Genomic DNA, 21,664 nt, shown 5'->3' on the forward strand with positions numbered 1-21,664 from the left:
GGAGGAAATAGATGAAAACGATAAGAGATAGGCTCACCCGCTGGTCGCTGGTCGGCCTGCTGATGACCCTGGCGGCCGCGGTGATGTACACCCCGGCGGCTTCGGCCCACGGTGAAAAGTCGCAGGCAGCGTTCCTGCGTATGCGTACCATCCACTGGTTCGACCTGAACTGGTCCACCGACCAGCTCAAGGTCAACGAAGAGATGGAGATCAGCGGCAAATTCCACGTCTTCGAAGGCTGGCCTGAATCCGTGGATCCGCCCGAAGTGTCGTTCCTGAACGTCGGGATTCCTGGACCGGTGTTCATCCGCAAGGAATCCTACATCGGCGACACCTTCGTGCCGCGTTCCGTGCGCCTGGAAATCGGCAACACCTACACCTTCCGCGTAGTGCTGAAAGCCCGCCGCGGGGGTGAATGGCACGTTCACCCGATGCTGAACGTCCAGGGCGGTGGTCCGATCATCGGTCCGGGTAAATGGGTGATCATCGAGGGGAAACTGAGCGAGTTCAAGAACCCGATCACCACCCTGACCGGTCAGACCATCGACCTGGAAAACTACAACACTGCCAACACCGTGTTCTGGCACGTGCTGTGGTATGCCATCGGTCTGGCCTGGATTATCTACTTCGTGCGCAACCCGGTGTTCCTGCCGCGCATGGTGATGGTCAATGCCGGCCGTGGTGACGAACTGATCACCCCGACCGAAAAGAAAGTGGGCATGCTGTTTGGCGCCGCCACCATTCTGCTGTTGATCTTCGGCTACAGCAGCACCCAGAGCAAGTACCCGGTGACCATTCCGCTGCAGGCCGGTACCCTGCGTGGCATCAAGCCGATCGAAATGCCGGCTCCGAGCGTGGACGTCAAAGTGGACGAAGCCACCTACCGTGTGCCGGGCCGCGCCATGAAGATGGTGCTGACCGTCACCAACAAGGGTGATCGTCCGGTCCAGCTGTGCGAGTTCATGACCGCCAACGTGCGTTTCATGAATCCGGAAGTGTGCGAAGACGACACCGGCTATCCGGAAGACCTGCTGGCAGACGAAGGTCTGACCGTGGTACCGAACGATCCGATTGCTCCGGGTGAGACCAAGACGATCGAAGTGACCGCATCGGACGCAGCCTGGGAAGTGTATCGTCTGGCAGACATCATCTACGACCCGGACAGCCGGATGGGTGGTATTCTGTTCTTCTATGACGATGCCGGCAACCGCCAGATGGTGATGATTGACGCTCCGCTGATCCCGACCTTCATGTAAGGCAGGGACCGCGGCGTGGTCACCGCATAACAATAACAACAATCCCCAACTCAAAGCCCCCTCAAACGAGGGGGCTTTTTTAATCTTTGGGCCCAGAAAAAAAGCCGGCGCAATGCCGGCTTCTTTGGATTGCACAGAGATCGATATCAGTCAAGCCACTTTCTGGCGTTGCGGAACAGACGCAGCCAGGGGCCGTTTTCTCCCCAGTCTTCGGGATGCCAGGAATGCTGAATGGTGCGGAAGCAGCGCTCGGGGTGGGGCATCATGATGGTGACACGGCCATCCGTGGTGGTCAGACCGGTGATGCCGCCTGGAGAGCCGTTGGGGTTGAAGGGATAGGTTTCGGTTGGGTTGCCGTAATGGTCCACATAACGCAGCGATATCAGGGCTTGGGGCTGATCCTGTGGCTCGAATACCGCACGCCCCTCTCCATGGGCGACGGCCACAGGGAGAATGGAGCCTTCCATCCCCTGCAGCAGGATGGAAGGCGAGGGAAGCACTTCCACAAGGGACAGGCGGGCTTCGAACTGTTCCGACAGATTGCGCTGGAAACGGGGCCAATGCTGCGCGCCGGGAATGAGCTCCTTGAGCTGGGACAGCATCTGGCAGCCGTTGCAAACACCGAGGCTGAAGGTTTCCTCGCGCTCGAAGAATTTCCGGAAAGTGTCACGGGCCCGGGAATTGAAAAGAATGGAAGCGGCCCAGCCGGAACCGGCGCCGAGGACATCGCCGTAGGAAAAACCGCCGCAGGCTGCAAGCCCTGAAAACTCGTCCAGGCCGCGGCCGCCGAGAATGTCGCTCATGTGGACGTCGACGGCCTCGAAACCGGCACGCTCGAAAGCCGCCGCCATCTCCACATGGCCGTTGACGCCCTGTTCCCGCAGGATCGCTACCTTGGGACGGCGTGTATGGACGAACGGGGCGCAGATGTCCTCGGCCGGATCGAAACTGAGCCTGACCTGAAGGCCGGGATCCTGGTCATCGGCGAGGTTCTCGAATTCCTGGCGCGCGCATTGGGGATTGTCGCGCAACGCCTGCATCCGGTAGCTGGTTTCGGCCCAAGCCTGGTGGAGATCGCAGCGGCTTTCTTCCAGCAGCGTCCGGTCCTGATGGCGGAAACGCATCCATCCTTCCAGATTTGGGGAGCCCAGCGGATGGCAGTGATCCGCCAGACCGTGGGCGGCCAGGATTTTACGGACTGCATCGAGGTGGGTGCTGCGGACCTGTATCATCGCCCCCAGTTCCTCATTGAAGAGGATCGCCAGGGGATCGTCTCCCAGGGATGTCAAATCGACGTCGAGACCGCAGCGGCCGGCGAAGGCCATTTCGCACAGGCAGGCGAGCAGGCCGCCGTCGGAGCGGTCGTGGTAGGCCAGCAGCAGGCCCTGGCGGTTGAGCGCCTGGATGGCGATGAAAAAAGCCCGCAGGCAGGCCGGATCGTCGAGGTCCGGCACGGAATGATTTTCCAGTGCCAAGGCATCATAAACCTGGGCCAGCACCGAGCCGCCGAGACGGTTTTTGCCGCCTCCCAGATCGAGCAGCAGCAGGTGGGTGTCGGGATCACGCCGCAATTGGGGGGTAAGGGTACGGCGCACGTCGCTGACCGGCGCGAAAGCGGAGACGATCAGGGAAACCGGTGCGGTCATCACCTTCTCCCCCCGGTTATCGTGCCAGACGGTCTTCATCGACAGCGAGTCCTTGCCCACCGGAATGGCGATGCCCAGTTCCGGGCACAACTCCATGCCGACGGCCTTGACGGTATCGAACAGGGCGGCGTCTTCGCCCGGATGGCCGCAGGCAGCCATCCAGTTGGCGGAGAGCTTGACGTCACCCAGGCGCTCGATCGGGGCGGCGGCGATGTTGGTCAACGCTTCGCCGATGGCAAGACGACCGGAGGCCGGGGCGTCGAGCACCGCCACCGGGGTGCGTTCCCCCATGGCCATGGCCTCGCCCCGGTTGGTGCGGAAACCGGCGGCGGTGACCGCCACATCGCTCACCGGCACCTGCCACGGTCCGATCATCTGGTCGCGGGCCACCAGGCCGGTGATGGAGCGGTCGCCGATGGTGATCAGAAAGCTTTTGCTGGCCACGGTGGGGAAGCGCAGCACTCGGTAGGCCGCCTCCCGGATGTCAGGCAGGGAGCCGCCGAGCGTTCGGGCGCGGGGCGGCAGGTGGTGGACGTCGCGGTGCATCTGCGGCGGTTTGCCGAACAGCAGGTCCATGGGGATGTCCACCGGATAATTGTCGAACAGCTTGTCGTGGACCCGCAGGATCTCCTTGCCCGTGGCGCAGCCGATGACCGCGAAGGGACAGCGTTCGCGGGCGCAGATCTGTTCGAAACGCGGCAGCGACTGGGGATGAATGGCGAAGACGTAGCGTTCCTGGGATTCGTTGCACCAGATCTGCATCGGCGACAGGCCGGAATCGGCGCAGGGAATCTGGCGCAGCTCGAATTTGCCGCCCCGGTCCCAGTCGTGGATGATTTCGGGGACCGCGTTGGACAGGCCACCGGCGCCGACATCGTGGACCGAGAGGATCGGGTTCTCCTTCCCCAGGGCGCGGCAGTGTTCGATGACCTCCTGACAGCGGCGCTGCATCTCCGGGTTGGCCCGCTGCACCGAGGCGAAATCCAGTTCCTCGGCCGACTCCCCGGAAGCCTGGGAGGAAGCCGCGCCGCCCCCCAGACCGATGAGCATCGCCGGTCCCCCGAGAACGATGATCAGTGCCCCGGGAGGGATTTCCTGTTTTGCGATGTGCGCCTCGCGGATGTTGCCCATCCCGCCGGCCAGCATGATGGGCTTGTGATAGCCGCGCCACTCCCGGCCGTCGCTGTCCGGCACCTGCTGTTCGAAGGTGCGGAAGTAACCGGCCAGATTGGGGCGGCCGAACTCGTTGTTGAAGCGGGCCGCGCCGATGGGGCCTTCGATCATGATGTCGAGGGCGGAGATGATGCGACTGGGTTTGCCGGGATCGTTTTCTTCCCAAGGCTGACGCCAGCCGGGGATGCGCAGATGGGAGACGGAAAAACCGGTCAGCCCCGCCTTGGGGTAACCGCCGCGGCCGGTGGCTCCTTCGTCGCGGATCTCCCCGCCGGCGCCCGTGGCTGCGCCGGGGTCAGGGGAAATGGCGGTGGGATGGTTGTGGGTTTCCACCTTCATCAGAATGTGGGCCGCTTCCTCGTGGTAGCGGTAACGGCCCTCGGGATCGCGCAGGAAGACCGGCGTGACCGCCCCCTCGATGACCGCGGCGTTGTCCTTGTAGGCGGAGAGGATGCCGGCCGGGCTCTTTTCCGCCGTGTTGCGGATCATCTGGAACAGGGATTTGTCCTGCGGCCGGCCGTCGATGGTCCAGGTGGCGTTGAAGATCTTGTGGCGGCAGTGCTCCGAATTGGCCTGGGCGAACATCATCAGTTCGGCGTCGGTGGGATCGCGGCCCAGTTCGGTGAAGCGTTCCACCAGATAATCGATTTCGTCGCAGGACAGCGCTAGCCCCAGTTCCCGGTTGGCGCGTTCCAGCGCGCCACGGCCTTCGCTCAGCAGGGGAACGGTGACCAGCGGCGCCGGCGGGCGATGGGAAAAGATTTCCGCTTCCTCGCCTTCGGCCAGCAGCACTTCGGTCATGCGGTCGTAGAGGGGCTGGAGCTGGGGTTTGGCCAGCGGCTGGTCGGCGTCGAGGCAGTATTCGACGCCGCGTTCGATGCGCGTCACCACCGTCAGGCCGCAGGTGTGCAGGATGTCGGTCGCCCTGCTTGACCAAGGGGAAATGGTCCCGGGGCGGGGGAGCACCCAGAAATGCTGTCCGTCGAAACCTGCCTCGGCGGCAGGTTGTGGATTCAGCAGCCGCTCCAGGCGGCTGCGTTCTTCGGGAAGCAGCTCCCGCTGGCATTCGAGGTAGTGCACGTAGCGGGCGGCAAGGCGGCGGATGGACGGTATCTGTGCCTGCAGGGTCTGCAGCAGCTTGTCGCGGCGGAAAGGGGAGAGGGCGGCGGGGCCCGGCAGTTCCAGTACGATCATGACGATCCTGTGGTGGCTAGCGTTCGTTGCAAACGTTGCAGCAGTTGGCGGGCGCGTTCGTCCTGCAGAGGGCGGCCGTCGGTGTCGAGAAGAAAGAGACGGGTTTGGTCTCCGGCCGGCTGCAGCACCAGCTGATATTCGCGTTCACGCAGCTGTGCGCCCCTGCCGAAAAAGTACAGCAGATCCCCCCACCAGCCCCGGTCCTGCGCCAGTTCAGCCTCGGCCGCGCTTTCGATGATGTGCAGCACGCCCCGGTTCGGGTCGCGGCCGGTAATCTCCAGCTCCAGCCGGTCGAGCGCCTGGAGGGTGTGCACCCAGGCCTCGGCGAAGGGCTGGTCCAGATCGATGTACAAGGTTTCCAGCGTGGCCGTGGCGGGGATCCGGGGTGGCGTTGGGACCACCGGTGGCGGCTTGACGGCTTCCAAGGTGGGGACGGTGCCGGAGGCCGGTGGCAGCTTGAGCGCGGGCAGGGGACGGATCGCCAGCAATTCCTTTTCCTTGTCCGGGACCAGCCAACTGCAGCCACTCAGAAGCAGGGCGATGAGCGGCGCGAAGCGCAGGCGCGTCATGACTTCAAAGCGCGCCTGCCTGGCGCAGGGCCTGGCGCACCTCGTCGTGATAGCGGTCGGAAAGCCAGGTCAGGGGCAGGCGGATACCGGCAGGGATCTTTTCCATCTCGCAAAGCGCCCATTTGACCGGGATGGGATTGGATTCGAGGAACAGGCTGTGATGCAGGGCGGCCAGCGGCGCATCGAGGCGTTCGGCGGTGGCCGCGTCCCCGGCGCAGGCGGCGGTGATCATCTCGTGCATCTTGTGGGGGGCGACGTTGGCGGTCACCGAGATCACCCCGCGCCCGCCTTCGAGGCAGACCTGACGGGCGGTGGCGTCGTCCCCGGAATAGATGGGGAAGTCCGGGCACAGGGCGCGGATTTCCCGGGCCCGGGTCGGCGTGTCGGCGGAAGCCTCCTTGATGCCGACGATGTTGTCGATCTCCGCCAGCCGGGCGACGGTTTCCGGCAGCAGGTCGCAGGCGGTGCGGCCGGGCACGTTGTAGAGAATCTGGGGAATGGCCACCGCCTCGGCCACCGCCCGGTAGTGGCGGTAAAGCCCTTCCTGGGTTGGCTTGTTGTAGTAAGGGGTCACCAACAGGCAAGCGTCGGCGCCGGCCTCCCTGGCTTCGCGGGTCAGCTCGATGGCCTCGCGGGTGCAGTTGGAACCGGTTCCGGCGATGACGGGGATCCGGCCTCTGGCCTGCTCCACGGTCCAGCGGATCACCCGGCAGTGCTCGGCGGCATCGAGGGTGGCCGACTCGCCGGTGGTGCCGACTGCGACGATGGCGTCGGTGCCTTCGGCAACATGCCATTCCACCAGCTCCCGCAAGCTGACTTCGTCGAGGCTGCCGTCGGGATGCATGGGCGTGACGAGTGCGACGATGCTGCCTTGGATCATGGCGATTCGGCCCTTGGATTAAAATCGCAAATGGTACTGAAGCGGGCCGGAAAAGACAAGACAGCGGCTTTAGGCGGGTTCCGCCTTCCTGACGTACACTCTGACCACCCGGTCGAGCAGGTTGGCGTCGATGTGCTTGATCCGTTCCAGTGTCAAGCCCCGTGAGATTGTATACACGTTTTTTGAAGAGCTCCGGCCGCTTCTTCTGCCAGTCTTTGAGGGCCTGTACCGGTGATCTGTGTCCCAGGGCCTTCTGGGGGATCTGATGGTTGTAGACACTGGCATACTGCATCAAGGTCCGTTCCAGATCCTGGCTGCTGCGGAAGCGGGTGGTTTTGAGGATCTCGGCGATCCGACCGTTGAAACGTTCGACCATGCCGTTGGTCTGCGGGTGTTTGGGTGGGATGAGGCGGTGCTCGATGCCATGGCGTTGGCAGGTCTGGTCGAAAAGGTGACGGCCGGTCGGTTCGCGTTCCCCGGTGGCGCAGAAGCGGTCGGTGAATTGCTCACCCCATCCCTGGGGTTCGCCCCTTCGGGGCCCGCTGCGCGGTCCAAATCCGCTCCCGGCGGATTTGTCTTTGCCGTTGTCGGTCAGGACCTTGGTGATTTTGAAGGGAGCCTTGGCGATCAGGCGGTCGAGGAAGGCGGCGGCGACCTGGGCTTCCTTGGTGGGATGGATTTCCAGGTAGACCCAGCGACTGGCCCGGTCGATGGCGACGAAGAGGTAACGGCCCCGAGTCTCATCGGGCATCTTGGGCAGGTACTTGATGTCGATGTGGACAAACCCGGGCTCGTAGTCCTTGAAGCCTTTCTTTTTGGCCTTGGCGGGGGCGTTCTCCCCTTCCTTGGCAGCGATCAGTTCCTTGAGATTGGAGACCCCATGGCGGCGCAGCAGCCGGTCCAGAGCCGAGCGGGACATCTTGGGATGGATGAAGCGGTGAACGACCGCCAGCAGGTCGTCCAGGGGCAGCAGCAGGGTTTCGCGCAGACAGACCACGATCGCTTCCTGCTGCGGGGTCAGGGTGGCATGGATGCGATGGGGCCGGTGCGAGGCGTCCTCGACCGAATCGCGCTGGCGCCACTTGCGGATGGTATGACGATGAACGCCGTATTTCCTGGCCAGGACCGTGGCCGGCAGATCGGAGTTCTGGATCTCCCGGCGGATCTCAGGGGTGGTGCGGGCTTTCTTGTGAAGACGGATGACCATAACTTCCTCCTCGTCCGTCAGGCTTGAGTCGTCTTTCTGGCCTGGGCCTCTGCCATCAGCTCACTCAGAACATCCCAGGCACGGAACAAAGGATAGCTCCTTTTGGGAATATGATCACACGGGACCCAACAGCTTAATTTGCAAGTCAAACCAGAAACCAGCCTTTTTATGAGGTATATTCATGCGATTGCCCTGGATGAATTGGTTGCGTCTTTTTCGATCGATTGTGGTATTTTTATGCCCCTTTTTTTCACGGGGTGAGCGATGAAAGCACGGGTCAAGTGGATCGAGAGCGTCGCCTTTCTGGGCGAGTCCGGCAGCGGTCACGGGGTGGTGATCGACGGGCCTCCCGAATCCGGCGGCCGCAACCTGGGGCCGCGGCCGATGGAACTGCTGCTGCTGGGGGTGGGGAGCTGCTCGGCCTTCGATGTGGTCCATATTCTCAAAAAAGGCCGCCATCCGGTAACCGATTGCGAAGTGCGGGTCGAGGCCGAGCGTGCCGATACCGTCCCCAAGGTCTTCACCAAAATCCATCTCCATTTTGTGGTTACCGGGACGGGGCTGAGCGAAGCGGCGGTGGAACGAGCGGTGTCCCTGTCGGCGGAAAAATACTGTTCGGCATCGATCATGCTGGGAAAGGCCGCCGAGGTCAGCCACAGCTTCGAAGTGGTCGATCCGGGGGATCGGGACTGATTTTTTTCAGAGGGTTTGCCATCGATGGAAAAGCTGAAACTGCACGGTTTCAACAACCTCACCAAGAGCCTGAGCTTCAACATCTACGACATCTGCTACACCAGCCCCAGGAACCAGCAGCGCTACATCGAGTACATCGACGAGGCCTACAACGCCGAGCGCCTGACCCGGATCCTCACCGATGTGGCCGACATCATCGGCGCCCACATCCTCAACATCGCCCACCAGGACTACGACCCCCAGGGGGCCAGCGTCACCATGCTGATCTCCGAGGATCCGCTCAGTCACGGCGGCTGCAATGCCGAAACCCCGGGGCCTTTGCCGGATACCATCCTGGCCCATCTCGACAAGAGCCACATCACTGTCCACACCTATCCGGAAAGCCACCCCCACGAGGGCATCAGCACCTTCCGGGCCGATATCGACGTGGCCACCTGCGGCCAGATCTCCCCCCTCAAGGCCCTCAACTACCTGATCCACAGCTTCGAATCCGACATCGTCATCATGGACTACCGGGTGCGGGGCTTCACCCGCGACGTCACCGGGCGCAAGCTGTTCATCGACCACGCCATCACCTCGATCCAGAATTTCCTCGCCGAGGACACCAAGGCCCGCTACCAGATGATCGACGTCAACGTCTATCAGGAGAACATTTTCCACACCAAAATGAAGCTCAAGGAGTTCGATCTCGACGATTACCTGTTCGCGCCCGATGACGTCGTGCTTTCCCCCGAGGAGCGGGAGGCGGTGTGGCAGAAGGTGCAGCAGGAAATGGACGAGATCTTCTACGGCCGCAACTACGACTGAGTGCGGCTACATGGCGTGGATGAAGTTGTTCATCAGGGTCTGCAGGCCGTAGCGTAGTACCGGGTAGCTGTAGTATTCCCGCGCCAGGGCGAAGTTGTGGTCCACCATCTGCTGGCGGTAGTCGGGATCGTCCAGGACCCGGCGCACTTCCTCCACCACGTGGCGGTCGACGAAGCCGTCCATGGCCGGTACCCGGAAGCCCTTGGGCTCGATGTCGCGGGCGAACACGGAATAGCGGTTCACCATGATCGGCTTGCGGTGATAGACCGCCTCCAGGAAGGCGTTGCCGAAGCCTTCGTACAGGCTGGGATAGGTCACCAGATCGGCGTGGGGGTAGAGGTCGTCGAGGGTGTAGATTTTGTGCCCGTGTTCGTTGAGGCGGCGTTTGTCCTCGACCCGGTCGCCGAAGTAGCGCACGTCCACCCCCTCGTCGCGGGCCAGGTCCATCAGGCGGTTGAAGTATTCCATGCCTTCGTCGCCGACGCCGTGGGACAGGATCAGCTTGCAGCGGGGATCGTTCAGGCGCCGCAGCAGGGTGATGGCGTGCTCGATGCCCTTGCGGGGCACCACCCGGGTCGGCTGCAGCAGCAGGATGTCGTCGTCGCTCAGTCCCAGTTCCTGGCGGATGTCGGCGTTGTAGTCGTCGATGCCGGGCGGCGGGCGGTCGAAGTTGAGGACGTTGGGAATCAGCACCGAGGACAGTCCCTTGCGCCAGGCCAGCTCCTCGCGGGCGGCCTGGTTGATGACCACGTGCTGCATCTCCGGCAGGCGGGGCGGGAAGGCCATCTCTAGATAGTCGGCGATGGGGGAGATCTGGAACCGCTCCCGCTCCCAGTAGAAGTCGTGGTGGTGGCAGATGGTGGGAATCTTGGTCTCCATCAGGAATTCGATGATCGCCACCCCCAGGGGAACGTGCATGGGGATGGTGAGGGCGTTCTGGACCACCAGGCGGGTGATGTCGAAGCGGTCCACGAATTCGTACAGGGTGCCTTTGAGGTATTCGGCCAGATCGCGGATGCGCCGGCTTACCTCGGGGGTGCGGCGGGTGCGGCCCCACAGCTGCTGATTGATCCATTCGTTGTCCGGGTGGCCGAAGTAGGCCGCCGGGACCTCCAGGCTGATTTCCCGGGCGCGGTCGAGTCGGCCGGCATACCAGAAACTGATGTGGCGGTCCTCCCAGAACACCTCGGCCCATTTGGCCGATTCCAGGGAGACGCCGTCAGTGCCGGCGAAGCGAGTGGAGACGAAGCCGATGTTTTCTGCCATGGAAGGTGCGTGCGTTGGCGTGGTTTACTTCAAGGATAGCGCTTAAACCGAGCGCCATTATAAGGATTTTGCGGCCCTAGGGGGGGCAGGCATAATGGAATAAAAACTGTCAGGAAAACCGTGCGGATCGCGATCGTCCATTACCATCTGCGGCCCGGGGGCGTCACCCGGGTGATCGAACACGCCGCCCGGCTGCTGCGCGCTTCCGGCCGGCAGGTAGTGGTGCTGGCGGCCGAGGCGCCGGAGGACTTTCCGGTGCCGGTCAAGGCGGTCAAGGCGCTGGCCTACGACGAGGGAAAGGAACCTGTCTCCGTCAGCCGGTTGCACGCGGCGCTGGCGGACGCCGCCGCTGCCGCCCTAGGCGGGGCGCCGGACGTGTGGCATTTCCACAATCATCACCTGGGCAAAAATCTGGCGCTGCCGCCGGTCGTGGCCCGGCTGGCCGCCGCAGGGGCGCGGCTTTTGCTGCAGGTCCACGATTTTCCCGAGGACTTCCGTCCCTACAATTACCAGCGCCTGCGCCGCTTCCTGGACGAGGATCTCGCCGCCTGTTATCCGTCCGCTCCCCAGGTGCATTATGCCGTGCTCAACAGCCGCGACCGCGCCTTTCTGGCCGGTGCCGGCGTGGCGGCCGAACGACTCCATCTTTTGCCCAATCCGGTCTGGCTGCCGCCGCAGGATGGGGAGGCAGGGCGCTGGCCGGAAGGACGCCTGTGGCTGTATCCCACCCGGGCGATCCGGCGCAAGAACATCGGCGAATTGCTGCTGTGGGCCACGCTGGCAGAGCCCGGCGATCATTTCGCCACCTCGCTGGCGCCGGAGAACCCGCGCGAGCAGCGTTTCTACCGTCACTGGGTCTCTTTGGCCCAAGAGCTGGCGCTGCCGCTGAGTTTCGATTTGGCCCGCCGGAGCGGCTGGTCCTTCCCGGCCATGGTGCGGGCGGCCCACTGTCTGGTGACCACCAGCGTGGCGGAAGGTTTCGGCATGGCGTTTCTGGAACCCTGGCTGCTGGAGCGGCCGGTCAGCGGCCGCGATCTGCCGGATATCACCGCCGATTTCCGCGGGGCCGGACTGGCGCTGGACCATCTCTACCCCCGCCTGGATATCCCGGTCGAATGGTTGGGGGAAAAACCGCTGCGACAGCGGTTGGTGGAAGGACTTAGGGATCTGTACCGTGCCTACGGACTGCCCGAACCGACGGCCGAACAGTGCGAACGGGCCTGGGCCGCCTGGGTGCGGGAGGGACGGGTGGATTTCGGCCGTCTCGACGAGCCTTTGCAGACCCAGGTCATCCGCCGTCTTCACCACAGCGCCGCTGCCCGCCGGATGCTGCCCCGGCGACTGGCGGTCCCGTCGCCGCAGACGGTGGCCCGCAACCGAACCGTGGCCCTGGGGCACTACGACCTGCACCACTACGGCAAGCGCCTGGAAAGCCTCTACGCCGCTCTGCTGGCCGCCCCCTGCAGGCCGCCCGAAACCCTGGACGCGGCGGCGCTGCTGCACCGCTTTCTGCAACCCGAACGTCTGTGTCTGTTACGCCTGTGAACGACGATATCCTGATCGCCCGCATCCGGGCCCTGTCCCGCCCGCTCGAACCGCTGCCCACCGCCATCGAGCCCCGGCTGCCGCGGCTGCCGCGGGTGCGGGCGGTGCTGTTCGACATCTACGGCACCCTGTTCGTTTCCGCCGCCGGGGAAATCGGCGTCGGTCTGGCGGTGGACAGCGACCAAGCCTTTGCCGAGGCCCTGGCCGCCGTAGGACTGCCGCCCGGGGGCAGCGCCGCGCTGCTCGCCGCAGCGATCCGGGCCGAGCACGCCCGCAAGCGGGAGGCCGGGATCGATTATCCGGAAGTGGACATCGTCGCCATCTGGCAGGCGGTGCTGGGGGAATTGGGGCTTCAGGCGCCGCCGGAGACGGTTCGGTGCCTGGCACTGGAATACGAGCTGCGGGTCAATCCGGTCTGGCCCATGCCCGATCTGGCCGAGACCCTGGCTTGGCTGGCCGGGCGCGGCTATTTGCTGGGCATCGTCTCCAATGCCCAGTTCTTCACCCCGTTGCTGTTCCCCGCCCTGCTGGGGAAATCCCTGGAGGAACTGGGATTTCTCCCGGAATTGTGCCTGTTTTCCTGGCGGTTGGGGGTGGCCAAACCTTCGATCCGGCCGTTCGAGGCCGCCCTGACAGCACTGGCGCGCCACGGGGTGGGGGCCGGCGAGGTGCTCTACGTGGGAAACGACATCCGCAACGACATCCGCCCGTCCGTCCGGGTGGGGATGGCCGGTGGCCTCTATGCCGGCGACGCCCGTTCGCTGCGGCTGCGGGAGGACGATCCCGACTGCCGCAACGTGGAACCGACCTGCATTCTCAAAACCCTGTCCCAGATCCCTGAGGTGCTGGGGGATTGAGGCTTGGGCATTGGTGGCGCCATCGGCTAAACTGATCGGCTCCCAGCCTCAAAACAGCGACCATGCGCATCGGACCTTACGCTCTGTCTTCACCGGTGATTCTGGCCCCCATGGCCGGGGTGACGGATCTGCCCTTCCGCCGTCTGTGCCGGCGTTACGGGGCCGGACTGGCGGTGTCGGAGATGATCTCCAGCCGGCCACAGCTGCGGCACCACCGACGCACCCGCCAGCGGGCCGAGCATCGCGGCGAGCCGGAACCGCGGGCGGTGCAGATCCTGGGGGTCGATCCGGAGGAAATGGCGGCCTGCGCCCGCAGCGCCGAGGCCCTGGGAGCCCAGATCATCGACATCAACATGGGCTGTCCGGCCAAGAAGGTCTGCCGGGTGGCCGCCGGCTCCGCGCTGTTGCGTAACGAGGGGCGGGTGGCGGCGATCCTGGCGGCGGTGGTGAAGGCCGTTTCGGTGCCGGTGACCCTGAAGATCCGCACCGGCTGGGATCCGGCCCGCCGTAACGCCGTCATCATCGCCCGCATCGCCGAGGACGCCGGCATCCGGATGCTGACGGTGCACGGCCGCACCCGGGCCTGCGGTTTCAGCGGCGCGGCCGAGTACGACACCATCGCCGCGGTCAAACAGGCGGTGTCGATCCCGGTGGTGGCCAACGGCGACATCGACAGCCCCCAGAAAGCCCGCCGGGTGCTGGATCACACCGGCGCTGATGCGGTGATGATCGGCCGCGCCGCTCAGGGACGGCCATGGCTATTCCGCCAGGTCGGCGCCTATCTGGCTTCGGGGCGGCGGTTGCCGGAGCCGGCCTGGACGGAAAAGGCGGCGGTGATCCTGGAGCACATCCAGGCGCTGCACGATTTCTACGGGCCCCAGGCGGGGGTGCGGATCGCCCGTAAGCACATCCGCTGGTATCTGGAGCGGCTGGGATGGCCGGCGGCCTGCTGGCGGCCGCTGTTGCAGCTGGAGACGGCAGCGGCCCAGCGCGACGCCCTGGCCGGTCTGCTTCAGGCCCACCGGGCCGCCTGAATCTTCCAATTGCAAGCACAGGAACGTCATGACCCAGGACAATCGACAGCTGTCGAGACAGGGAATCGTCCTCAAAGAGCAGGTGCGGATCGCGGTGGAGCGCTATTTCGCCCAGCTCGACGGGGAAACCGTGGTCGGGCTCCACGCCATGGTGATCGCCGAGGTGGAAAAGCCCTTGATCGAGGCGGTGCTGAACCACACCGGCGGCAATCAGAGCAAGGCAGCCCAGGTGCTGGGAATGAGCCGCAGCACCCTGCGTAAGAAAATCCAACAATACGAGATTGAATAACCATGCACAAAGTCAAGCGCGCGCTGGTAAGCGTATCGGACAAAACCGGAGTGGTGGAATTCTGCGAGGGATTGCAGGAGCTGGGGATCGAGATCCTTTCCACCGGCGGAACGGCCAAGTTGCTGGAGGCCAACGGCATCCGGGTGACCGAGGTGTCCGAGTACACCGGTTTTCCGGAGATCATGGCCGGCCGGGTCAAGACCCTGCATCCCAAGGTCCACGGCGGCATTCTCGGCCACCGCGGCATCGACGACGCCGTGATGGCCGAGCACGGCATCGAACCCATCGATCTGGTGGTCGTCAACCTCTATCCCTTCACCCAGGTGATCCGCCGTCCAGACTGCACCTTCGAGGAGGCGGTGGAGAACATCGACATCGGCGGCCCGGCGATGATCCGGGCGGCATCCAAGAATCACCGCGACGTCGGTGTGGTGGTGGATCCGGAGGACTACAGCCAGGTGCTCGAAGCCCTCAAACTCAACCTCAACGCCCTGCCGGACGCCCTGCGGCTGCAGCTGGCGGTCAAGGCCTTCCAGCACACCGCCGCCTACGATGCCGCCATCGCCGCCTATCTGGCCAGGGTGGTCGATCCCGACGCCGGTCTGGCGCCGGCCCTGGAAGTCAGCGCCCGCAAGGTGCGCGATCTGCGCTACGGCGAGAACCCCCACCAGCGTGCGGCCCTGTATCGGGAGCAGGAACCCCCGCCCGGCACCCTGGGGCACGCCCGCCAGCTGCAGGGCAAACCGCTGTCCTACAACAATCTGGCCGACGCCGATGCCGCCCTGGCCTGCGTCCAGTCCTTCACCGAGCGCCCCGCCTGTGTGATCGTCAAGCACGCCAATCCCTGCGGCGTCGCCGAGGCTGGCACCCTGCTGGCCGCCTACGACCGTGCCTATGCCACCGATCCCACCTCCGCCTTCGGCGGCATCATCGCCTTCAATCAGACCCTGGACGGCGACACCGCCGCCGCCATCGTCTCACGCCAGTTCGTCGAGGTGATCCTCGCCCCCGCCGTCAGCGAGGAAGCCTTGGCGGCGCTTGCGGCCAAGCCCAACGTCCGGGTGCTCGCCTGCGGGATGTGGGAGCCGCCGGCCCCGGAACTGGAGCTGCGGCGGATTTCCGGCGGCCTGCTGGTTCAGGACAAGGACATCGCCATGGTGGCCCTTGAGGATCTCAAGGCAGTCACCCGGCGCAAGCCGACAGAAGCGGAGCTGGCGGACCTGCTGTTCGCCTGGAAGGTGGTCAAGTATGTCAAGTCCAACGCCATCGTCTATGCCAGGGATCGCCAGACCCTGGGAATCGGCGCCGGGCAGATGAGCCGGGTGTGGTCCGCCAGGATCGGCATTCTGAAGGCCGAGGAGGCGGGCTTGAGCGTCGCCGGTTCGGTGATGGCTTCCGACGCCTTCTTCCCCTTCCGCGACGGGGTCGACGCGGCCGCCGAGGCCGGGGTAACGGCGATCATCCAGTCCGGCGGTTCGATCCGCGACGAGGAGGTCATCGCCGCCGCGGACGAGGCGGGCATCGCCATGGTGTTCACCGGCATGCGCCACTTCCGCCATTGAGTGGCGGGGATACTACTTGCGCACCACCATCGGCCCCAGCGGTCGGCCGCCGATCAGATGCAGGTGCAGGTGGTAGACCTCCTGACCGCCGTGCTGGTTGCAGTTGATGATCAGGCGGTAACCGTCCTTGGCGATGCCTTCCTTCTCGGCCAGCCGTTTTGCCACGTAGATCATGTGGCCGAGGAGGGGCTCGTCCTCGGGCTGGACGTCGTTAACGGTCGGGATCGGCTTGTTGGGCACGATGAGGATGTGCGTGGGGGCGGCCGGGCGGATGTCGCGGAAAGCGGTGACCTGGTCGTCCTGATAGACGATGTCCGCCGGCAGTTCCCCCTTGACGATCTTCTCGAAGATGGTTGCCATCAGCGTCTCTCCTGTTCGAACAGTTTCAGATACTCACCGTAACCTTCCCGTTCCAGGTCTTCCCTGGGGATGAAGCGCAACGCCGCGGAGTTGATGCAGTAACGCAGGCCGGTCGGCGGCGGGCCGTCGGTGAACACGTGTCCCAGATGGGAATCACCGTGGCGGCTGCGGACCTCGATGCGGCGCATGCCGTGGCGGGTGTCCTCGCGCTCGGCGAGGTTGTCCGGCTCCAGCGGGCGGCTGAAGCTGGGCCAGCCGCTGCCGGAGTCGTATTTGTCCAGGGAGCAGAACAGCGGCTCGCCGCTGACCACGTCCACATAGATGCCGTCGCGCTTCTCATTCCAGTATTCATTCTGGAAAGGAGGCTCGGTGCCGTCGTTCTGGGTGACCTCATACTGCAGCGGCGTCAGGCGCTGGCGCAGGGTTTCCGGGTCGGGTTTGCGGTAATTGCGCGTCATGGTGTCAGCTCAGTTCGCGGTGACGGGTCAGAATCGGATAGGGGCCGCCCGAGAACGCCCGTTTCAATCGTTCCACCAGATAGACCGAACGGTGCTGGCCGCCGGTGCAGCCGATGGCCACGGTCAGATAGCTGCGGTTCTGGGCCTCGAAGCGGGGCAGCCAGTCGCGGAGGAAGGTTTCGATCTGGTCGAGGAACCGTTGCGTCTCGGGATATTTCTCCAGGTAGTCGGCGACGCCGTCGTCCTTGCCGGTCAGGGGGCGCAGCCGCGGCTCCCAGTGGGGATTGGGCAGGCAGCGGGCGTCGAAGACGAAGTCGGCGTCCAGGGGCAGGCCGTGCTTGAAGCCGAACGAGGTGAAGCACAGGGACAGCCTGCGGTTGTCCAGTCCGCCCAGCCGCTGGCGGATTTCCTGGCGCAGCTGGTGGATGTTGGTGCGGCTGGTGTCGATGATCAGATCGGCGCGGGCGGCGATGGATTCGAGCAGGCGCCGTTCCTGCTCGATGGCGTCGGCCAGGGGTCGGTCACCGATCGGGTGACGGCGCCGGGTTTCGCTGTAACGCTGGATCAGGGTCCGGGTGTCGGCGGTCAGGAACAGGATGCGGTATGGGATCTGGAACTGGGACAGGATTTCCAGGGCCTGGTCGAACAGATCGTCGTCACCGCCCAGGTTGCGGCAGTCAATGCTGATGGCGGTGCGGTCGAAGGGATGGTTTTCGCACAGGTCCCGGGCGAACGGTTCCAGCAGCCGCACCGGCAGGTTGTCGATGCAGTAGTAGCCGCAGTCCTCCAGCGTGGCCAGGGCCACGCTCTTGCCGGAGCCGGACAGGCCGCTGACGATGACGATCTGGTTCATAACAGGCGCTTGCGCCGGCTGGAGGCGGGAATCCCCAGGGCCTCACGGTACTTGGCCACGGTGCGGCGGGCGACGTGGATGCCCTTTTCCTGCAACAGCTTGGCGATCTTCAGATCGCTCAAGGGTTTGGCCGGATTCTCGTGTTGGATCAGCTCCTGGATCAGGGCCTTGATTGCGGTGGCCGAGGCCTCCCCGCCGAATTCGGTGCCCACGTGGCTGGAGAAAAAGTACTTGAATTCGTAGATGCCACGGGGCGTGTGCATGTATTTGTTGGTGGTCACCCGCGACACCGTCGATTCGTGCAGCCCCAGTTCCCCGGCGACATCGCGCAGGATCATCGGCTTCATGGCGATCTCGCCGTGTTCGAAAAATCCCTGTTGGCGGTCGACGATGCACTGCGCCACCTTCAGCAGGGTCTCGCTGCGGCTCTGCAGGCTGCGCAGGAACCAGCGCGCCTCCTGCAGATGGGAGCGCATGCTGACGTTGTCCGGGCTTTTGTCGGCCCGTTTGATCATGCCTGAATAGTAGGGATTGATGCGCAGTTTGGGGGCAGTTTCCGGGTTGACGGAAACCACCCAGCGCCCGCCGCGTCTGAAGACGAAGACGTCGGGAATGACGTATTCCGGTTCCCGGGTGGAGTAGGCGAGGCCGGGGTGGGGGTTGAGGGTGCGGATCAGGGCGATGACCTCGTCCAGCTGCGCCTCATCGAGCCCCAGGATTTTTTTGAGGGCGCCGATGTTCTGCTTCTCCAGTTCCCGCAGGTGGCGGGTGACGACCGTCAAGGCTTCCCGGCGCCAGGGGGTCTCCTCCGGCAGCTGATGCAGCTGGAGCGCCAGGCATTCCCCCAGGGAGCGGGCGGCGACGCCGGGAGGATCGAACTGCTGAAGCCGGTGCAGCACTGCCTCGACTTCGTCCGCCTCCAGGGCCGGCAATTCGTTCTCCAGCGCCTGGAGAATGTCCCTCAGGGAGGCTTCGAGGTAGCCCTCTTCGTTGATGGCGTCGATGAGGGCCATGGCGATGAGCTGGTCCCGTTCGCTGAAGCGCGACAGCTCCATCTGCCATTCCAGGTGCTCGTGCAGCCCTTCAGGCGCGCTGCGCTGGAGCAGGAAATCGTGGTCCGGGTCGTCCGCGCCGTTCAGGGTGGTATAGACGTTGTCGTAGACGTCCTCCCATTGGGCGTCCAGGGGGAGTTCCTTGGGGATGTCCGAGGCGGCCGCGGTCACCGGGGTTTCGGCGCTGCGGTCTTGGTCCGCCGTCTGAACCTGCGCCTGTTCCTCTTCCGCCAGCTCGAGCATGATGTTGCTCTCCAGAACTTCCTGAATCTCCTGCTTGAGCTCCACGGAGGAGAGTTGCAGCAGACGGATCGCCTGCTGCAGCTGCGGCGTCATCCTCAGCTGCAGGCCTTGGCGCAGTTGCAGGCTTTGCTTCATCGAAATCCCGTGCTTATCGGTCCTGGAAGCTATTCTAGCTGATAATGGCGACAGATTGCGGGCGGGAGAGGGAAGGGAGTGGGCCGTGTTGGATCCGAACCAACGACCATCGCATTAAAAGTGCTAATTTTTTCATAACTTGTTGATAATTAAATAAATCTTGTTCCGGGCTTCCCTTTGCTATGCGCTACTTACGTCATTTGACCTGAACCTCCCCACGCCTTTAGGCGTGGGGAGGTTCAGTGAAATCCCCATCGGCTCCCAAGGCGTCGCCTTCGACCGCCTTGACCTGGACGCCTGGGCCGACGACTATAAACAGCGCAAAGGGCGGCCCGGTAGGACAAAAGGAGGTGAAACATGGCGAAAAGAATTCCGGGCCTCAGAAAGAAAGGTCAGATCTGGCACATCGACAAGCAAATCCGAGGGTATGGCCGACTTTGCGAAAGCACTCGAACGGGCGACAGGGAAGCGGCCGAACGCTACCTGATACGGCGGCTGGCGGAGATCGAGACGGAGGCCAGAAACAGACGGGAACGGCACACGTTCCGGGAGGCGACAACGCGCTACCTGAACGAGCACATGCACAAACGCAGCATCGCCAGGGACGCTGACTGCCTCAAGAACGTCGATCCGCACATCGGCGACCTGCCCCTGGACGAAATCCACATGGGAACGCTGCAACCTTACATCGACGCCAGGCGACAGGCGGGCATCAAGAGCGCCACGGTCAAGCGGGAACTGGCCGTGGTGCGCCGGGTGCTGACGCTCAGCGCCAGACTGTGGCGGGACAGGTACAACCGCCCCTGGCTGGACACCGTGCCCATGTTCCAGATGCCGAACTGGGAAGACAGCGCCGAACCGTATCCGCTCAACGCCGAAGAACAGCGGCGGCTACTGCAAGCGCTGCCGGATCACCTGGCGGCCATGGCCCTGCTTGCCGTCAACACCGGGCTGCGCGAACAAGTCGTCTGCTGGTTGCGGTGGGGCTGGAAAACCCGGATCCCGGAACTGGACGCCACCGTGTTCGTGGTCCCAGGGCGGCGGATACGCTATGGAGACGGCATGTGGCCGGGGACGAAGAACAAAAGCGACCAGGTGGTGGTGCTCAACCGGGTGGCCCGGTCCGTCATCGAGGGCCAGCGCTTCCTGCATCCCGAAGACGTGTTCTGCTATCGCGGCAAGAGGATAGGTCACATGCACTCAACGGCCTGGAAACGGGCCTGGGCGGAAGCCGGGCTGCCGACGGACGGCAGGTACAACAAAGGCCCGCACAACCTGCGTCACACGTTCGGCAGAAGGCTGAGGGCGGCGGGCGTGCCCCTGGAGACCAGAAAGGCGCTGTTGCACCATACCGACGGCGACGTGACCCTGCACTACTCGCCGGCGGAACTTGGCGAGCTGATCGCCGCGGTGGAAAGACTGGCGGACATCGAGTCCGGAAAAACTCCGCCAGTCACGCTGCTGCGAAAAAATTTCGCTGTAAGTTCTTGAATTTGATGGGCCGTGTTGGATTCGAACCAACGACCATCGCATTAAAAGTGCGGTGCTCTACCGACTGAGCTAACGGCCCGTGGCGGGAAGGCGCATATGATAGCGGCCGATTGCGGAAAACGCAACCGGCCGTCGTTCATCAGTCCTCCACCTGCTGGATGCCGTCCAGCCGCCAGCCGGCATTGAACTGGCGCCGGGGGCGGACGAAGTGCCAGATTTCCTCGATCTGCTCGGGGGGGTGTCGTCCTTCCCTCAGCAGGGCGGTGAACAGGACCGCGGCCTCTTCGCCGTCCTCGTCGCGGCGGTAGTCGAGCAGTTGGGCGTCCAGCTCCAGCACTTCGGTCGGCTCGCCGCTGTCTTCCTGCTGCCACTGGTCCTTGATCTCCATGAACACCTCATCGGTGGTCAGCGCGCGGATGTCGGCCATCTCCCCCCGGTTCCAGGCTTCCTGGAGCCGCAAAAACAGGGACTTGGCCTCTTCCAGGAAGGCGTCCACGTCGAAGTCGGCCGGAAGTTCCGGCGGCGGAGCCTCCACGGTGCGGGCGCCCTTGCGGCCGAACAGCAGGTCGGTGTCGAACGGCCGCCGGGGGGCCGATTCCGTGGCCCGGAAGCCGCCGGTTGGGGATGCATCCGGGCCGGGATCGTAACCGCTTCCGCCATAAGGGCTTTCCGCCGCCGGTTGGGGGCGGCGCGCCAGCAGTTTGAAGGCCAGAAACGCCAGGCCCCCCAGCACCAGGATGTCGGCCAGGTTGATGTGCTCGAAGGCGCCGCCGAAGAACAGCGCCCCCAGCAGTCCTCCGATCAGGAATGGGGCCAGCATGCCCAGAAGACCGCCGCGATTGCGCCAGGACTGGCGGGCGGCCTGATTGCGCTGGGCGGTCGCCTGCCGCTGTGCCGCCTGTTGGCGGTTGTACAGGGGCTTTTTGGGGATCGCCGAGCGTTTGTACGGCATGCTGTACAGCGGTCGGCCGCCGAAGGAGCGACCGCCGCCAAAGCGCTTGGCCTCGGCGTCCTGGAAGGGGGCCATGACGAAAACGGCCGTCAACAGCAGGCTGAGAAGGCTCAGGGGAAGTTTTATCATGGATGATTCCTTA

18 protein-coding genes, 1 tRNA gene and 1 pseudogene are annotated in these 21,664 nt (G+C 64.3%); 9 read left to right on the plus strand and 11 right to left on the minus strand.

Annotated elements, in window-relative coordinates:
* Positions 1-11: 11 nt before the first annotated feature.
* Positions 12-1,256, plus strand: coding sequence for a bacterial ammonia monooxygenase, subunit AmoB (gene amoB / locus MCIT9_RS04800; protein WP_317705821.1), 1,245 nt, complete (start codon positions 12-14; stop codon positions 1,254-1,256).
* Between the two features lie 146 nt (positions 1,257-1,402).
* Here the strand turns inward: amoB and purL are convergent, their stop codons facing one another.
* From purL to MCIT9_RS04820, 4 genes and pseudogenes are all read right to left on the minus strand, one after another.
* Positions 1,403-5,269: a phosphoribosylformylglycinamidine synthase gene (gene purL, locus MCIT9_RS04805; protein WP_317706275.1), complete on the minus strand. Its 3,867-nt coding sequence runs from the start codon at positions 5,267-5,269 to the stop codon at positions 1,403-1,405.
* Positions 5,266-5,838, minus strand: a complete 573-nt coding sequence (gene bamC, locus MCIT9_RS04810) for an outer membrane protein assembly factor BamC (RefSeq protein ID WP_317706276.1) — start codon at positions 5,836-5,838, stop codon at positions 5,266-5,268. The genes purL and bamC overlap by 4 nt, the downstream gene beginning before the upstream one ends.
* A 4-nt stretch (positions 5,839-5,842) precedes the next feature.
* Complete coding sequence (dapA, locus tag MCIT9_RS04815; protein ID WP_317706277.1) at positions 5,843-6,718, minus strand: 4-hydroxy-tetrahydrodipicolinate synthase; 876 nt, start codon at positions 6,716-6,718, stop codon at positions 5,843-5,845.
* A gap of 151 nt (positions 6,719-6,869) precedes the next feature.
* Positions 6,870-7,925: pseudogene (locus MCIT9_RS04820) on the minus strand (integrase core domain-containing protein); the annotation flags it as partial.
* A 264-nt stretch (positions 7,926-8,189) separates the two neighbouring features.
* Between MCIT9_RS04820 and MCIT9_RS04825 the strand changes: the two are divergent.
* Together MCIT9_RS04825 and speD are read left to right on the plus strand one after the other, a co-directional pair.
* Entirely contained in the window at positions 8,190-8,618 is a 429-nt protein-coding gene (locus MCIT9_RS04825; RefSeq protein ID WP_317706278.1) for an OsmC family protein, read from the plus strand.
* A gap of 24 nt (positions 8,619-8,642) precedes the next feature.
* Positions 8,643-9,425 (plus strand): adenosylmethionine decarboxylase, encoded by a 783-nt coding sequence (speD, locus tag MCIT9_RS04830; RefSeq protein WP_317706279.1) that lies wholly within the window; start codon positions 8,643-8,645, stop codon positions 9,423-9,425.
* Between the two features lie 6 nt (positions 9,426-9,431).
* Here speD and MCIT9_RS04835 read toward each other — a convergent pair whose 3' ends face one another.
* Positions 9,432-10,691: a glycosyltransferase gene (locus tag MCIT9_RS04835; protein WP_317706280.1), complete on the minus strand. Its 1,260-nt coding sequence runs from the start codon at positions 10,689-10,691 to the stop codon at positions 9,432-9,434.
* Between the two features lie 120 nt (positions 10,692-10,811).
* Here MCIT9_RS04835 and MCIT9_RS04840 point away from each other — a divergent pair, with 120 nt between their 5' ends.
* From MCIT9_RS04840 to purH, 5 genes are all read left to right on the plus strand, one after another.
* Entirely contained in the window at positions 10,812-12,236 is a 1,425-nt protein-coding gene (locus tag MCIT9_RS04840) for a glycosyltransferase (RefSeq protein ID WP_317706281.1), read from the plus strand.
* On the plus strand, positions 12,233-13,093 hold the full coding sequence (locus tag MCIT9_RS04845; RefSeq protein WP_317706282.1) for an HAD family hydrolase: 861 nt from the start codon (positions 12,233-12,235) through the stop codon (positions 13,091-13,093). Before MCIT9_RS04840 ends, MCIT9_RS04845 begins: the two co-directional genes overlap by 4 nt.
* A 62-nt stretch (positions 13,094-13,155) precedes the next feature.
* Entirely contained in the window at positions 13,156-14,127 is a 972-nt protein-coding gene (dusB, locus tag MCIT9_RS04850) for a tRNA dihydrouridine synthase DusB (protein WP_317706283.1), read from the plus strand.
* A 28-nt stretch (positions 14,128-14,155) separates the two neighbouring features.
* Positions 14,156-14,416 carry a helix-turn-helix domain-containing protein gene (locus tag MCIT9_RS04855; RefSeq protein WP_286292670.1) on the plus strand — a complete coding sequence of 87 codons (261 nt, stop codon included), beginning with the start codon at positions 14,156-14,158 and terminating at the stop codon, positions 14,414-14,416.
* A 2-nt stretch (positions 14,417-14,418) separates the two neighbouring features.
* Positions 14,419-15,978, plus strand: coding sequence for a bifunctional phosphoribosylaminoimidazolecarboxamide formyltransferase/IMP cyclohydrolase (gene purH / locus MCIT9_RS04860; protein ID WP_317706284.1), 1,560 nt, complete (start codon positions 14,419-14,421; stop codon positions 15,976-15,978).
* 12 nt (positions 15,979-15,990) lie between these two features.
* Here the strand turns inward: purH and MCIT9_RS04865 are convergent, their stop codons facing one another.
* Genes MCIT9_RS04865 through MCIT9_RS04880 form a run of 4 tightly spaced genes read right to left on the minus strand, consistent with a single transcriptional unit; the run spans position 15,991 to position 19,079 of the window.
* Complete coding sequence (locus tag MCIT9_RS04865; protein WP_317706285.1) at positions 15,991-16,338, minus strand: HIT domain-containing protein; 348 nt, start codon at positions 16,336-16,338, stop codon at positions 15,991-15,993.
* Positions 16,338-16,796 (minus strand): peptide-methionine (R)-S-oxide reductase MsrB, encoded by a 459-nt coding sequence (gene msrB, locus MCIT9_RS04870; RefSeq protein WP_317706286.1) that lies wholly within the window; start codon positions 16,794-16,796, stop codon positions 16,338-16,340. Before msrB ends, MCIT9_RS04865 begins: the two co-directional genes overlap by 1 nt.
* Before the next feature lie 4 nt (positions 16,797-16,800).
* Positions 16,801-17,649, minus strand: a complete 849-nt coding sequence (gene rapZ / locus MCIT9_RS04875; RefSeq protein WP_317706287.1) for an RNase adapter RapZ — start codon at positions 17,647-17,649, stop codon at positions 16,801-16,803.
* Positions 17,646-19,079, minus strand: a complete 1,434-nt coding sequence (locus MCIT9_RS04880; RefSeq protein ID WP_317706288.1) for an RNA polymerase factor sigma-54 — start codon at positions 19,077-19,079, stop codon at positions 17,646-17,648. Before MCIT9_RS04880 ends, rapZ begins: the two co-directional genes overlap by 4 nt.
* Positions 19,080-19,436: 357 nt before the next feature.
* Here MCIT9_RS04880 and MCIT9_RS04885 point away from each other — a divergent pair, with 357 nt between their 5' ends.
* Complete coding sequence (locus MCIT9_RS04885) at positions 19,437-20,570, plus strand: tyrosine-type recombinase/integrase (RefSeq protein WP_317706289.1); 1,134 nt, start codon at positions 19,437-19,439, stop codon at positions 20,568-20,570.
* A 6-nt stretch (positions 20,571-20,576) separates the two neighbouring features.
* Here the strand turns inward: MCIT9_RS04885 and MCIT9_RS04890 are convergent.
* Together MCIT9_RS04890 and MCIT9_RS04895 are read right to left on the minus strand one after the other, a co-directional pair.
* Positions 20,577-20,649, minus strand: a tRNA-Lys gene (locus MCIT9_RS04890).
* A gap of 60 nt (positions 20,650-20,709) precedes the next feature.
* Entirely contained in the window at positions 20,710-21,651 is a 942-nt protein-coding gene (locus MCIT9_RS04895; RefSeq protein ID WP_317706290.1) for a Tim44 domain-containing protein, read from the minus strand.
* Positions 21,652-21,664: the final 13 nt, after the last annotated feature.

It is taken from the genome of Methylomarinovum caldicuralii (assembly GCF_033126985.1).
Classification (GTDB): Bacteria; Pseudomonadota; Gammaproteobacteria; order Methylococcales; family Methylothermaceae; genus Methylohalobius; species Methylohalobius caldicuralii.

Excerpts from the sequence above, each read along its gene's own strand:
- amoB (WP_317705821.1), top strand. The coding sequence starts at position 12 with ATGAAAACGATAAGAGATAGGCTCACCCGCTGGTCGCTGGTCGGCCTG.
- purL (WP_317706275.1), bottom strand. The coding sequence starts at position 5,269 with ATGATCGTACTGGAACTGCCGGGCCCCGCCGCCCTCTCCCCTTTCCGC.
- bamC (WP_317706276.1), bottom strand. The coding sequence starts at position 5,838 with ATGACGCGCCTGCGCTTCGCGCCGCTCATCGCCCTGCTTCTGAGTGGC.
- dapA (WP_317706277.1), bottom strand. The coding sequence starts at position 6,718 with ATGATCCAAGGCAGCATCGTCGCACTCGTCACGCCCATGCATCCCGAC.
- MCIT9_RS04825 (WP_317706278.1), top strand. The coding sequence starts at position 8,190 with ATGAAAGCACGGGTCAAGTGGATCGAGAGCGTCGCCTTTCTGGGCGAG.
- speD (WP_317706279.1), top strand. The coding sequence starts at position 8,643 with ATGGAAAAGCTGAAACTGCACGGTTTCAACAACCTCACCAAGAGCCTG.
- MCIT9_RS04835 (WP_317706280.1), bottom strand. The coding sequence starts at position 10,691 with ATGGCAGAAAACATCGGCTTCGTCTCCACTCGCTTCGCCGGCACTGAC.
- dusB (WP_317706283.1), top strand. The coding sequence starts at position 13,156 with ATGCGCATCGGACCTTACGCTCTGTCTTCACCGGTGATTCTGGCCCCC.
- MCIT9_RS04855 (WP_286292670.1), top strand. The coding sequence starts at position 14,156 with ATGACCCAGGACAATCGACAGCTGTCGAGACAGGGAATCGTCCTCAAA.
- purH (WP_317706284.1), top strand. The coding sequence starts at position 14,419 with ATGCACAAAGTCAAGCGCGCGCTGGTAAGCGTATCGGACAAAACCGGA.
- MCIT9_RS04865 (WP_317706285.1), bottom strand. The coding sequence starts at position 16,338 with ATGGCAACCATCTTCGAGAAGATCGTCAAGGGGGAACTGCCGGCGGAC.
- msrB (WP_317706286.1), bottom strand. The coding sequence starts at position 16,796 with ATGACGCGCAATTACCGCAAACCCGACCCGGAAACCCTGCGCCAGCGC.
- rapZ (WP_317706287.1), bottom strand. The coding sequence starts at position 17,649 with ATGAACCAGATCGTCATCGTCAGCGGCCTGTCCGGCTCCGGCAAGAGC.
- MCIT9_RS04880 (WP_317706288.1), bottom strand. The coding sequence starts at position 19,079 with ATGAAGCAAAGCCTGCAACTGCGCCAAGGCCTGCAGCTGAGGATGACG.
- MCIT9_RS04885 (WP_317706289.1), top strand. The coding sequence starts at position 19,437 with ATGGCGAAAAGAATTCCGGGCCTCAGAAAGAAAGGTCAGATCTGGCAC.
- MCIT9_RS04895 (WP_317706290.1), bottom strand. The coding sequence starts at position 21,651 with ATGATAAAACTTCCCCTGAGCCTTCTCAGCCTGCTGTTGACGGCCGTT.